Origin of the sequence: Chelatococcus asaccharovorans (genome assembly GCF_003201475.1) — a bacterium.
Classification (GTDB): Bacteria; Pseudomonadota; Alphaproteobacteria; order Rhizobiales; family Beijerinckiaceae; genus Chelatococcus; species Chelatococcus asaccharovorans.
Window position 1 is genome coordinate 421182 of sequence record NZ_QJJK01000004.1, and the last position, 12269, is coordinate 433450.

General features: G+C 66.6%; 11 protein-coding genes and 1 other RNA gene. 5 read left to right on the top strand and 7 right to left on the bottom strand.

The genetic code is table 11. The annotated features are described in order from the left end of the window. Window positions 1-40 precede the first annotated feature (40 nt). The 5 genes from fba to tkt all read right to left on the bottom strand — a co-directional run bounded on the left by fba (window position 41) and on the right by tkt (window position 6302). A complete protein-coding gene (fba, locus tag C7450_RS11865) occupies window positions 41-1105 on the bottom strand; it encodes a class II fructose-bisphosphate aldolase (RefSeq protein ID WP_110374639.1) in 1065 nt (354 codons plus the stop codon). A gap of 242 nt (window positions 1106-1347) precedes the next feature. Continuing rightward, window positions 1348-2544 (bottom strand): phosphoglycerate kinase, encoded by a 1197-nt coding sequence (locus tag C7450_RS11870; protein WP_110374640.1) that lies wholly within the window; start codon window positions 2542-2544, stop codon window positions 1348-1350. Continuing rightward, a complete protein-coding gene (locus C7450_RS33535; RefSeq protein WP_146227331.1) occupies window positions 2541-3074 on the bottom strand; it encodes a hypothetical protein in 534 nt (177 codons plus the stop codon). The genes C7450_RS11870 and C7450_RS33535 overlap by 4 nt, the downstream gene beginning before the upstream one ends. Window positions 3075-3238: 164 nt before the next feature. Beyond that, entirely contained in the window at window positions 3239-4246 is a 1008-nt protein-coding gene (gene gap / locus C7450_RS11880) for a type I glyceraldehyde-3-phosphate dehydrogenase (RefSeq protein ID WP_110374642.1), read from the bottom strand. Window positions 4247-4313: 67 nt separating this feature from the next. Next, window positions 4314-6302 carry a transketolase gene (tkt, locus tag C7450_RS11885; RefSeq protein ID WP_110374643.1) on the bottom strand — a complete coding sequence of 663 codons (1989 nt, stop codon included), beginning with the start codon at window positions 6300-6302 and terminating at the stop codon, window positions 4314-4316. Window positions 6303-6586: 284 nt separating this feature from the next. Between tkt and C7450_RS11890 the strand changes: the two genes are divergently transcribed. The 5 genes from C7450_RS11890 to C7450_RS11910 all read left to right on the top strand — a co-directional run bounded on the left by C7450_RS11890 (window position 6587) and on the right by C7450_RS11910 (window position 9353). Beyond that, the gene (locus C7450_RS11890) at window positions 6587-6859 is read left to right on the top strand and encodes a DUF4164 domain-containing protein (protein ID WP_110374742.1); all 273 of its coding nucleotides are present in this window, start codon (window positions 6587-6589) and stop codon (window positions 6857-6859) included. A gap of 263 nt (window positions 6860-7122) precedes the next feature. Continuing rightward, entirely contained in the window at window positions 7123-7494 is a 372-nt protein-coding gene (locus C7450_RS11895) for a cell division protein ZapA (RefSeq protein WP_110374644.1), read from the top strand. Window positions 7495-7587: 93 nt separating this feature from the next. Continuing rightward, a non-coding RNA gene (ssrS, locus tag C7450_RS11900) (6S RNA) lies at window positions 7588-7743 on the top strand. Between the two features lie 22 nt (window positions 7744-7765). Further along, complete coding sequence (locus C7450_RS11905) at window positions 7766-8359, top strand: 5-formyltetrahydrofolate cyclo-ligase (RefSeq protein ID WP_110374645.1); 594 nt, start codon at window positions 7766-7768, stop codon at window positions 8357-8359. A 172-nt stretch (window positions 8360-8531) separates the two neighbouring features. Further along, the gene (locus tag C7450_RS11910; protein WP_110374646.1) at window positions 8532-9353 is read left to right on the top strand and encodes a TIGR00282 family metallophosphoesterase; all 822 of its coding nucleotides are present in this window, start codon (window positions 8532-8534) and stop codon (window positions 9351-9353) included. Between the two features lie 2 nt (window positions 9354-9355). Here C7450_RS11910 and C7450_RS11915 read toward each other — a convergent pair whose 3' ends face one another. Together C7450_RS11915 and ggt are read right to left on the bottom strand one after the other, a co-directional pair. Beyond that, window positions 9356-10339 (bottom strand): D-2-hydroxyacid dehydrogenase, encoded by a 984-nt coding sequence (locus tag C7450_RS11915; RefSeq protein WP_110374647.1) that lies wholly within the window; start codon window positions 10337-10339, stop codon window positions 9356-9358. A 9-nt stretch (window positions 10340-10348) separates the two neighbouring features. Then, window positions 10349-12070: a gamma-glutamyltransferase gene (gene ggt, locus C7450_RS11920; RefSeq protein WP_210206429.1), complete on the bottom strand. Its 1722-nt coding sequence runs from the start codon at window positions 12068-12070 to the stop codon at window positions 10349-10351. Window positions 12071-12269 lie beyond the last annotated feature (199 nt).

Sequence of the window (12269 nt, forward strand, 5' to 3'; positions counted from 1 at the left end):
TGACCAACGTGCGATGACCAGCGCTCATCGCACGGTGGCATTAGCTGATCTTGGGCGCAAGCTCGCCCTTTTCGTAGCGTTTGGCCATGGCGGCCAGCGACAACGGCTTGATCTTGCCGGCCTGGCCGGCGGTGCCGAATTCCTCGAAACGCTGCTTGCAGAGCTTCGTCATGGCGTCCATGGCGGGCTTCAGATATTTGCGCGGGTCGAACTCGCCCTTGTTCTCGGTGAGGACCTTGCGGATCTGGCCGGTCATCGCCATGCGGTTGTCGGTGTCGATGTTGATCTTGCGCACGCCGTGCTTGATGCCGCGCTGGATCTCTTCCACCGGCACGCCCCAGGTCTGGGGCATCTCGCCGCCATAGGCGTTGATGATGTCCTGCAGGTCCTGCGGCACGGACGACGAGCCGTGCATGACGAGGTGGGTGTTCGGCAGGCGGCGGTGGATTTCCTCGATCACGTTCATGGCGAGGATGGCGCCGTCGGGCTTGCGCGTGAACTTGTAGGCGCCATGCGAGGTGCCCATGGCGATGGCAAGCGCATCGACCTCGGTTTCCTTGACGAATTTCACGGCCTCGGCCGGATCGGTCAGCAACTGGTCGTGGCTGATCTCGCCCTCGACGCCGTGGCCGTCTTCCTGTTCGCCGCCGCCGTGCTCCAGCGAGCCGAGCACGCCGAGCTCGCCTTCCACCGAGACGCCGCCCCAATGGGCCATCTCCACCACCTTGCGGGTGATGCCGACATTATAGTCCCAGTCCGCCGGGGTCTTGCCGTCGGCCTTCAGCGAGCCGTCCATCATCACGGAGGTGAAGCCGTACTGGATGGCGGTGGCGCAGGTCGCCTCGTTGTTGCCGTGGTCGAGATGCATGCACAGCGGAATATGCGGATAGAGCTCGGCCAGGCCCTCGATCAGCTTCGCCAGAACGAGGTCGTTGGCGTAGGCGCGTGCGCCGCGGCTCGCCTGGATGATCACCGGGGCGTCCACCGCGTCGGCCGCAGCCATGATGGCGAGGCCCTGTTCCATGTTGTTGATGTTGAAAGCGGGCACGCCATAGCCGTTTTCCGCGGCATGATCGAGCAACTGGCGCAGGGTGATGCGAGACACGGTTTGGATCTCCTATGCGACGGTGGCCAGCGGCCACTCATGTGGTGGATTTGAAATTCGTCACAGAATGGATCGAGGGTGATGGACGAATTTCAAATCCGAAAACCACACGAGAATTACTAGCTTTCTAGTGTCCTGATCTCATCCGAAATTCGAACGACACCCCCCGGAGATGATACGAATTTCGGTTTCGGGACACTAGGGGACGGGAGCGACAGGGCCGGTTGGCCCCGAATTGCGGATCAGGGCACTTTCAGAGCGCTGACACCCGGCAGGTCCTTGCCTTCGAGCCATTCGAGGAAGGCCCCGCCAGCCGTCGACACATAGGTGAAGTCGTCGGCAACCCCGGCGTGGTGCAGCGCCGCGACGGTATCGCCGCCACCGGCGATGGACACGAGCTTGCCTTGCTTCGTCCGCTCGGCTGCGTGGCGGGCGGCGACAACGGTGCCATGGTCGAAGGGCGCGAGTTCGAACGCACCGAGCGGGCCGTTCCAGACGATGGTCGCGGCGTCGTCGATTGCGGCCTTGATCCGCTCGATCGACTGCGGCCCGACGTCGAGAATCATGCCGTCGGTCGGCACCGCATCGAAGCCATAGGCATGATGCGGCGCATGCGCCTTGAATTCGTAGGCGACCACCCCGTCCACCGGCAGGATGATGGCGCAGTTCTTCTCCTGCGCGACAGAGAGGACACGGCGGGCGGTGTCCGCGAGGTCCTTCTCGGCGAGCGACTTGCCGATATTGACGCCCTCAGCATGGAGGAAGGTGTTGGCCATGCCGCCGCCGATGACCAGCGCATCGACCTTGGCGACCAGATTCTCGAGGAGGTCGAGCTTGGTCGAGACCTTCGCGCCGCCGACGATGGCGACGACCGGGCGCGCGGGCTTTTCGAGGCCCTTGCGCAGCGCGTCGAGCTCCGCCTGCATGCTGCGGCCGACATAGGCCGGGAGGACGTGGGCGAGGCCCTCGGTCGAGGCATGGGCGCGATGGGCGGCCGAGAAGGCGTCGTTGACATAGAGGTCGCCGAGCTTCGCGAGCTCGGCCACGAAGGCCTTGTCGTTCTTTTCCTCGCCGGCATGGAAGCGCGTGTTCTCGAGCAGCAGGACATCGCCCTCGCCGAGTTTCGCGATGGCTTGAGCAGCGACATCGCCGATGCAGTCGTTGGCGAAGGCGACAGGCTTGCCGAGCGCCGCGGATACGGCCTTCGCCACGGGCGCCAAGCTGTCCTTTGGCTCGCGCTTGCCTTTCGGGCGGCCGAAATGGGCAAGAAGCACGACCTTGCCGCCACGTGCGGAAATCTCGCGTAGCGTCGGTATCACCCGCTCGATGCGCGTGGCATCGGTGACCTTGCCATCTTCCATCGGGACATTGATGTCGACGCGCACGAGGACGCGCTGCCCCTTCACCGGTGCTTCGTCGAGGGTGCGGAACGAGGTCATAGGCCAAGGCCTCCTGCATAGCGGAGAAGGATGACGGCGAGCACGGCCCCGCCAACGGCGGCCAGCGCTGCGACGACGATGAGCGCGCCATAGCCGGGAAGCCGCCTGACGCGGTCGTGGACGACCGCGATGTCATCCTGGCGGGCCAGCGAGCCGGTGATACCCGTCGACTTTTCGATCTGCGCTTCGAGCCGCAGCATCAAGGCCTCGGAGCGCGCGAATTTTTCCTCGATGCGGGCCGCCTTTTCCTCGATGCGGGCCAACTGGTCGAGGCCGGGACGCTGGGTCGCCGGGACGGCCTGCTGCGCGGGTGCCGCGTGCGATTGCGATTGCGGTTGTGGGGGCGCGGGACGCGGAGCCGGCTGAGGCGCCGGATGGGGCGGGGGCGCAGCCCGCGTCTCGGCTGGGGGCTGAGGCGGCGGCGGTGCCGGACGCGTCTCGGGCTGTGCTGCTGGTGGGTGCGGCATGGCCTCTGCCTCAGGTGTCGACAGGCTGGGTTCGATACGTCCGCTCGTCCGGGGGTCGCTCATGGCATCCATCCAGTTGCGAGAAGGAGTGGCGGGTAAAACGCCCGCCGATTATCCGTCATCACGGCGTGTCTGCCAGAGCCTCCCGCTCGCTGCGGCATGCACGGTCCTCGTTTCGAATGAAAAAGGCACCGGCCGTGCCGATGCCTTTGACGATACGGAGTGGCTCAGATGAGCTTCGCCATCGCGACGGCCGTGTCGGACATGCGGTTGGAGAAGCCCCACTCGTTGTCATACCAGGACATCACACGGACCAGCTTTCCATCCAGCACCTTGGTCTGGTCAAAGGCGAAGGTGGAGGAATGGGGATCGTGGTTGAAGTCGATCGAGACGTTCGGCGCGTGGGTATAGGAGAGGATGCCCTTCAGCGGGCCGTCGGCTGCCGCCTTCAGGGCCGCGTTCACCTCATCCTTGGTCGTGGCGCGGCTCGGCACGAATTTGAAGTCGATGACCGAGACATTCGGCGTCGGAACGCGGATCGAGGTGCCGTCGAGCTTGCCTGCGAGCTGCGGCAGCACGAGGCCCACCGCCTTGGCGGCGCCGGTCGAGGTCGGAATCATCGACATCGCCGCCGCGCGGGCGCGATAGAGGTCCTTATGCATGGTGTCGAGCGTCGGCTGGTCGCCGGTATAGGCGTGGATCGTCGTCATGAAGCCCTGTTCGATGCCGAAGGCGTCGTTCAGCACCATGGCGACGGGCGCAAGGCAATTCGTGGTGCAGGAGGCGTTGGAGACGACGAGGTGATCCTTGGTCAGCTTGTCGTGGTTGACGCCATAGACGACGGTAAGGTCCGCGCCGTCGGCCGGCGCCGAGACCAGGACGCGCTTGGCGCCGGCGGCCAGATGCGCGGCTGCCTTCTCACGGCTCGTGAAGATGCCCGTGCATTCCAGTGCGATATCGACGCCGAGATCCTTGTGCGGCAGCTCGGCCGGATTGCGGATGGCCGTGACCTTGATCGGCCCGCGGCCGACATTGATGGTGTCGCCGTCGACCGTCACCTCATGCGGGAAGCGCCCGTGAACAGAGTCGAAACGCAGCAGATGGGCGTTCGTCTCGACCGGGCCGAGATCGTTGATCGCCACGACTTCGATGTCCGTGCGTCCGCCTTCCACGATGGCCCGCAACACGTTGCGCCCGATCCGCCCGAACCCATTGATCGCGACCCGAACCGCCATAACCTCACTCCTCCGCTTGGCCTCCCGCCATGGGGAGGCCTCCGTTCCAAAAAGATACCGACCGTCATCAGCCGTTGTGGCGCGCGGTCACTCGCTCGACAACGCTCTCAGCCGTAATGCCGAAATAAGCGTAAAGATCCTTGTAGGGCCCGCTCGCGCCGAATGTCGCCATCCCCACGAAGATACCATCGTGGCCGATGACGGCGTCCCAGCCGAAACGGACCGCGGCCTCGATGGCCACCTTGATGGGCGCATCGCCGATCACGGCCTTCTGCACGTCCTCCGGCTGCTCGAGGAAGAGTTCGAGCGACGGCACGGAGACGACGCGGGCATGGATGCCCTTCTCGGCGAGCTGAGCCTGCGCCGCGACCGCGATCTCGACCTCCGAGCCCGAAGCGAAGAGCGTCGCGGTGGGCTTGCCGCCCGCGGGTGACAGCTCATAAGCCCCCATGGCGCAGAGATTGCTCTCGACGGGCTCCTTGCGCAGGAGCGGCAGGTTCTGGCGCGTGAGCGCGAGGACCGTCGGGCCGTCCTTGCGGGTGAGCGCAAGCTGCCAGGCTTCAGCCGTTTCGACGGCATCGGCCGGGCGGAAGACGCGCATGTTCGGCATGGCGCGAAGCGCCGCCAGATGCTCCACCGGCTGGTGGGTGGGACCATCCTCGCCAAGTCCGATGGAATCGTGCGTCATGACGTAGACCACGCTCGCGCCCATCAGCGCCGCGAGGCGCATGGCCGGGCGCGCGTAGTCCGTGAAGACCATGAAGGTCGCGCCGGCCGGCAGGAAGCCGCCATGCAGGGCGATGCCGTTCATGGCCGCGGCCATGCCGAATTCGCGGATGCCGTAGTGGATATAGCGGCCACTGAAATCCGCGGCATTGACGGCCTTAGCCGTCTTGGTGCGGGTGTTGTTCGACGGCGTCAGGTCGGCCGAGCCGATCGCCATTTCCGGCAGGAGCGGCACGACGGCCTCAAGGACGAGTTCGCTGGCCTTGCGCGTGGCGATCGACGGCGCCTCGGCGATCAGCTTGCCCTTCAGCGCCGAGATGGTCGGACCAAGCGCCTTCGGGCGCTCGCCGACAAGCCGGCGCACGAAATCGTCGCGCGTATTCTGCGGTGCGGCGGCAAGGCGGCGCTGCCATTCCTCGCGCGCGGCGCGGCCACGTTCGCCGATCGCGCGCCAGGCGCTGGCAATATCTGTGGGAATCTCGAAGGGGCCGTATTCCCATTTCAGGGCTGCCTTGGCGCCCGCCAGCTCCTCGGCGCCGAGCGGCTCGCCATGGGCCTTGGAGGTGCCGGCCTTCTTCGGCGCACCGAAGCCGATGGTGGTGCGGCAGGCAATCATCACGGGCCGGTCGGCGGTGCGCGCATCGGCGATGGCGGCAGCGACGGCCTGGGGATCATGCCCATCGACGCGCGAGGCGAGCCAGCCGGCCGCCTCGAACCGCTTCACCTGGTCCACGGTGTCGGCAAGCGAAAGCGGGCCATCGATCGAGATGCCGTTGTCGTCGTAGAGGACGATGAGCCGCGAGAGCTTGAGATGGCCGGCGAGCGCGATGGCCTCGTGGCTGATGCCCTCCATCAGGTCGCCGTCCGAGGCGATCACATAGGTATAGTGGTCGACGAGGTCCTCGCCGAACTCGGCGGCGAGCATGCGCTCGGCCAGCGCCATGCCGACCGCGGTCGCGAGCCCCTGGCCGAGCGGGCCTGTGGTCGTCTCGACGCCCGGCGTCACGAAATTCTCAGGGTGGCCCGGGGTCTTCGAATGCAACTGGCGGAAGCGCTTGATCTCGTCGAGCGTGACGCTCTCGTAGCCGGTCAGATGCAGCAGGGAATAGAGCAGCATCGAGCCATGGCCCGCCGACAACACGAAGCGGTCGCGATCGGGCCAGGACGGGTCGGCGGCATCGAATTTCAGAAACCGCGAGAACAGGACCGTCGCGACATCGGCCATGCCCATGGGCAGACCGGGGTGGCCGGACTTGGCCTTCTCCACCCCATCCATGGAAAGGGCGCGGAGCGCATTGGCCAGACGGTCGTGTTCAACCTGGGATGTCATTGTTTCGCCTGCACGCGTTCGGAGGTCACTGCGATCGCGAAAAATCGCGCGATGGACGTGAGGCGCAGGAGCGCCCGGCACGCTGTGGGCTTGATAGCAGCAGATATGGGCAAGTCAAAGAGGCACATTGACGTTCTATCTTGCACTCTGCACCCTGACGCGCAGAATTGGCAGGGATATGGCAGAGATTCGGGTGCGCGCGATCGTGCGCTGCAATGTCGGCTGGCAGGGTGCGGCCGCCCCTTGCCGTGGCTGTGGACACCGGGGCCGGGAGGGCGATCGACATGACGCTTGCTGAGGCGCTGAAGCGGCTCGAGGCGGCGATCGGGACGCTTGAGGCCGCCACCATGCGCCGGTTGGAGACCGAGCGCCGCCGTGGCGATCTTGAAACCGAGCTGTCGCTGATGCAGGACGATCGGGCGCGGATGGCGGTGGAACTCGACGGCACGCTGGCGCGCCTCAACAATCTGGAGGCCGTCACCGAGGATGTCGACAAGCGGCTGGCCCGCGCGACAAGCGTCGTGGGCGCAATCTTGGCCGGGGCTGCGCCGCGTTAGGAGCAAGTCCCATTCACAAGTCCCATTCAAGGGCACATGAGCGTTCTCATTCCGTGTTATCCCGGCGGGCTGCGTGGAAGCCCGGGAAGGGGATTGAAGAAAAGGGGACTCAAGAGTTGTGCATCCGGGGTGAATGGATCCCCTTCCCGTCGCTTCGCGACGCCGGGGATGACACGCCGTGGTTCGCTGTGCGTTTGTGGAGTGCGCCGTTGGTGATCAAGGGGAATTCCGTTTCGCACGGATGTGGGGGCGGGGAGGGCTGAATGGCGGAGGTCAATGTCAGCATTGCCGGGCGCAACTATCGCATGGCCTGCGGCCCGGGCGAGGAGGAGCATATCGCTGAACTGGCGGGTCTGCTCGATGGACGCATTCTCGAGCTCAGGCAGTCCTTTGGCGAGATCGGCGACATGCGCCTGCATGTCATGGCGGCGCTCACCATCGCGGACGAGTTGTCCGAGGCGAAGCGCGGCATGGCCAATCTCGAAGCCGAGGTGGCCAAGCTCAAGGATGCGGTCGGGGCCGGCGATGAACGGGTGGGGGCCATGGAGGCCGAGCTCACCGAGGCGGTGGCTTCCGCCGCGGCGCGCATCGAGCGCATCGCCCGCGAGCTGAACACGCCGCAGCAGAACGGTTGATTCCGGGCCGGATTGCTTGGATTGCGCGCGGAATGATGCGTGATGGCGACTGGCCACTAGTATTCCGCGCGGGAGGCGACTATCTTCGGTCACGCGGGGCTATGGGGTGCGTCAGGAGACATATTCCCCGGGGCCTTACGATCTCCTAGGGAGCTGTTCCTGGCCAGGTCCGTGGACCTGGACACACGGCGCCCACCTACTTATGTAGGTTCCCGGGATCGTCACTCCAACGGCCTTCGTGGCTCCGCGCTTTTCTCAACGGGTCGAGCCTTTGAACGATCGTCCGATCGCGGCGCTGAAATCTGAACTCCGCGCCGCCCTGCTCGCCGCCCGCAAGACCTTTGCCTCGTCAGACGGTGCCGCCGCCAGCACGGCGCTGGCTGCCCGGGTGATCGAACTGCCGGTTTTCGCCCAGCGGGACGCCGCGGTCGGCGGCTACTGGCCGATCAGGGGGGAGGTCGATCCAAGACCTCTTCTGGCAGCGCTCGATGCGAGAGGCGTCCCGACTGGCCTGCCCGTCATCGTGGAGGACGACCTCGCCTTTCATCTCTGGCGGGACGGCGATCCGCTCCTTTCCGCCGGCCTTGGTACCTTCGGACCCGACCCGGCGGCAGCGCCCATCGTGCGGCCTTCGATCCTCCTCGTTCCCCTTGTTGCCTTCGACCGTCGGGGCCACAGGCTCGGCTATGGCCGCGGCTTCTATGACCGCGTGATCGCGCGGTTGAGGGCGGGGGGGCCGCTCACCACCATCGGCCTCGCCTATGCGATGCAGGAAGTCCCGGTCGTGCCGACCGAGCCCCATGACCAGCCGCTGGACTATATCGCCACCGAGCATGAAGTCCTCGGCATGAAGTCCTCGGCATGAGGTCCTCGGCATGAGGTTCTCGGCATGAGGTCCTCATTCTCCGGGCGTGACGGCAGGTGAAACGGAGTTCACTTCCCTTTGATCAGCTTTCCGCCGCGAAAGGTGCTGCTTGCGCCGCCGCGCCGAACCCTGCAAGAGGGGATCGATCGATAGAGGCTTTTTAGAGGGCATCATGCGCCTGCTGTTTCTCGGCGATGTCGTCGGCCGTTCCGGCCGTTCCGCAGTCACGCGCCTTCTGCCGGGGCTCAGGCAGGCATGGGCGCTCGATTGCGTCATCATCAATGGCGAGAATGCGGCGGGCGGCTTCGGGCTGACAGAGGCGATCTGCGACGATCTTCTGGGAGCGGGAGCCGATGTCGTCACGCTGGGCAATCACTCCTTCGACCAGCGCGAGGCGCTTGTGTTCATCGAGCGGCAGCCGCGTCTGTTGCGTCCGGTGAACTTTCCGCCGGGCACGCCCGGACGGGGCGTCACGATGGTCGAGACCACCACAGGCGCGCGCGTCCTCGTCGCCAATGTCATGGGGCGGCTCTATATGGATGCGCTCGACGATCCCTTCGCGGCGATGGAGCGGGTGGTGGGCGAATGCCCCCTCGGCCTCGGCGCGGACGCGATCGTCGTCGACGTGCACGCCGAGGCGACCAGCGAGAAGCAGGCCATGGGCCATTTTCTCGACGGACGCGTCAGCATCGTCGTCGGCACGCACACCCATGTGCCGACGGCGGATGCGCGCATCATGCCGGGTGGAACGGCCTACCAGTCCGACGCCGGCATGTGCGGCGATTATCAGTCCATCCTCGGCATGCAGCATGAGGAGGCGGTCCGCCGCTTCGTGGAGAAGACGCCGGGCGCGCGCCTCGAGCCCGCGACGGGGGAAGGGACGATCACGGGCCTCGCCGTCGAGACCGATGACCGGACGGGCCTCGCGGTGAAGGTCTCGGCCGTGTCGATCGGACCGAACCTGGCGGAAAACCGCCCTGCGTTCTGGGAATAGGCTCAATAGCCGCGCGCGACGTCGAACCGGTTCGGGAGCGGGCGCCCCTCACGCAGTGCCTTCATGTTCGCGAAGAGCACGTCGAGCGTATTCGCCATATAGCGCGCGGGATCATCGGCCGACATATGCGGCGTGATCACGACATTGGGCGTCGTCCAGATGCGCGCATCCGGCGGCAGCGGCTCCGTGACGAAGACATCGAGCACGGCGCCGGCGAGCGCGCCTGCGTCGAGGGCATCGCAGAGGGCCTCCTCGTCGACGAGGGCCCCGCGCCCGATGTTGACCAGGCCCGCATGCGGCGGCAACAGCGCGAGCCGACGGCGGTCGAGGATGTTGCGGGTGGCCGGTGTCAGCGGGCAGGCGAGCACGAGATAATCCGTCTCCGGCAGGACGCTGTCGATATCGGCGGTCGCAACCACGCGGTCGCAGGCGGGATGGGGCGAGGCGCTGGTGCGCACGCCCGTCACATGCATGCCGAAGGCCTTGCCATGGTGGGCGGTGGCCCCGCCGAGGGCGCCAAGGCCGACCACGGTGAGGCGGCCGTCGCGCAGAAGCCGGCCTGCCTGCCGGCTCCAGCGCGCCTCGCCCTGCGCCGTGACGAAAGCCGGAATGCCATTCGCCAGCATCAGCAGCGCCATGAGAGCATATTCGCCGGCCTTGTCGGCATGGGTGCCGCTGTTCGTCAGAAGGGTCACGCCGCGCGGCAGCCAGTCGAAGGGGGCGAGCGAATCAAGGCCGGCGTTTCCGCACATGACGTATTTCAGCCTGGGCGCCTCGGCGGGGAAAAGGCTCGGGATGCTTCGGTTGTGGCTGAGCAGGAGCTCGGCATCCGCAATGGCGCCGGCGTAGTCGTTCGGGGTCTTGCCGAAGGTGACCTGATAGGCCGCGGCGTCCTCGCCGTTGCGGGCCAATGCGGCGGACCACACGGCTTCGTCGACGGTATAGGTGGGGCTGAGGCTCGCGGTGTTCTGGATATGGATGCGCATGCTGGACCTTCAGTGGGCTGAGAAGCGGACACCCGGACGGGCGAGGCCGCCGCCGATGCCGATGACCGTACCGTCGGCGCGCCAGCAGGCGGCGCCCGTCATGGAGCCGTCGGGATGGAAGGCAATGGCGTTCATGCCGCCGGCGACGCGCCCGACGCGCGTGACGCGATGGCCACGGCGGGCGAGTTCGGCCTGTACCGCCTCACTGACGCCGCGCTCGACCTCGAGGTCCCACCCTTGCGTCCAGACACGCGGCGCTTCCACCGCCTCCTGCAGTCCCATCCCATGATCGATGAGATTGATGAGCGCCTGCATGGCCGAGCCGAAGATGCGCAGCCCGCCGGGAAGGCCGAGCGCATAGGCGATCCGCCCGTCCTTGAGCGCCATCATCGGCGCCTGCGAGGTGAACACGCGCTTGCCCGGGGCGATCGACAGCGCCTTGCCGGGGTGCGGATCGAAATTGAACATGTAGTTGTTGGCGATCATGCCCGTACCGGGCACCATCACCCGTGCGCCGAAGACGGAATTGATGGTCTGCGTGGCGGCGACCACGTTGCCCTCGCTGTCGGCGATAGTGACATGGGTGGTGTTGGGCGATTCCGGCGGCATGAGGCTCCGGCCCGCGGGAATGCCGGGCGGCCAGTCCCGCGCCTGATCGAGCGACAAGGCCGCCCGTCGCTCGGCCGCATAGGCGGGATCGATGAGGCGGGCGACCGGCACGTCGATGAAGGCCGGGTCGGCGGTGGCGACGGCACGATCGGCAAAGGCGATTTTCAGCACTTCGGCGAGGAGATGCACGTTATCCGCTGAGCCGAAGCCAAGCGCGCCGATGTCGTAGCCTTCGAGGATAGTGAGCATCTGGGCGATATGCACACCGGCCGAAGAAGGCGGCGGCGGTCCGACGATCTCGAAGCCGCGGTAATGGCTGCGAACGACGTCGCGGGTGACGGTCGCATAATCGCGGAGGTCCGAGACGGCGATGGTGCCGCCGCCGCCGGAGATGGCTGTTGCCAGGGCCGCGCCGAGCGGGCCGTGATAGAGCGCATCGGCCCCCTCGTCGGCGATGGTCTGGAGCGTGGCCGCGTAGTCGCCCTGAACGAGGCGGTCGCCCGTCTGCAGCGTCCGGCCGCCGGGCAGGAACAGCCGGGAAAGGCCGGCGTCGCGCGCGAGGTCGGCGGCCGTGTCGGTGATGCAGTCGACCAGATAGGGTGTGACAGCGAAGCCGCGCGCGGCGAGCTGGATCGCCGGGGCGACGACATCGCCGAGCGGCAGCCTGCCGAACCGCTGAAGCGCCTCACACCAGCCGGCGAGCGCCCCGGGCACCGCGACTGCCGCCGCGCCCGTCTCATTGCGGCGTCCGACGGTGAGCTGATAGTCGGGCAGCCCATCCGATACCGTCTCGTACATGCCGGCATGGGCGGCCGCTGGCGCGGTCGACAGGGCATCGATCACGCGATGGGTGCCGTCCGCCAGGCGGATATGCAGCAGCCCGCCGCCGAGCACGCCGACCATCATCGGCTCCACCACGGTCAGGGCGAAGAGCGCGGCAACCGCGGCGTCGACCGCGTTGCCGCCGGAGAGCAGCATCTGGCTCGCTGCCTGGGAGGCCAGCGGGTGGTTGGTGACGACCATGCCCTTCGTCGCACGGACGGGTGTCTTCTCGCATAAAAACGCCGGGGACACGGCTGGCACGTCGGGGTCTGGGGCAGAGGGCGCGGCATTGATGGGCATGACTTGATGTCCTTCCGGCCGGGACCGGCCACTCATCGGTTCCGTTCGCGGTTGGCCCCATGGCACAGGCCCGTCCGTCGGGTTGCACTCTGTCGAGAAATCGCGCTCCCGACAACCGTCTTCCCTTTAACGCATTCTGCATTCCCCTTTTTCCAAGGGTGACCGCGCCTTGATTGTCTTCGCGGTGCAGGGTAAGGAA

What these genes read in the sequence shown, in the direction of transcription:
- C7450_RS11895 (WP_110374644.1), top strand. Translation starts at nt 7,123, where the DNA reads ATGGCGGAGGTCAATGTCAGCATTGCCGGGCGCAACTATCGCATGGCC.
- C7450_RS11910 (WP_110374646.1), top strand. Translation starts at nt 8,532, where the DNA reads ATGCGCCTGCTGTTTCTCGGCGATGTCGTCGGCCGTTCCGGCCGTTCC.
- C7450_RS11890 (WP_110374742.1), top strand. Translation starts at nt 6,587, where the DNA reads ATGACGCTTGCTGAGGCGCTGAAGCGGCTCGAGGCGGCGATCGGGACG.
- C7450_RS33535 (WP_146227331.1), bottom strand. Translation starts at nt 3,074, where the DNA reads ATGAGCGACCCCCGGACGAGCGGACGTATCGAACCCAGCCTGTCGACA.
- gap (WP_110374642.1), bottom strand. Translation starts at nt 4,246, where the DNA reads ATGGCGGTTCGGGTCGCGATCAATGGGTTCGGGCGGATCGGGCGCAAC.
- C7450_RS11870 (WP_110374640.1), bottom strand. Translation starts at nt 2,544, where the DNA reads ATGACCTCGTTCCGCACCCTCGACGAAGCACCGGTGAAGGGGCAGCGC.
- tkt (WP_110374643.1), bottom strand. Translation starts at nt 6,302, where the DNA reads ATGACATCCCAGGTTGAACACGACCGTCTGGCCAATGCGCTCCGCGCC.
- C7450_RS11915 (WP_110374647.1), bottom strand. Translation starts at nt 10,339, where the DNA reads ATGCGCATCCATATCCAGAACACCGCGAGCCTCAGCCCCACCTATACC.
- ggt (WP_210206429.1), bottom strand. Translation starts at nt 12,070, where the DNA reads ATGCCCATCAATGCCGCGCCCTCTGCCCCAGACCCCGACGTGCCAGCC.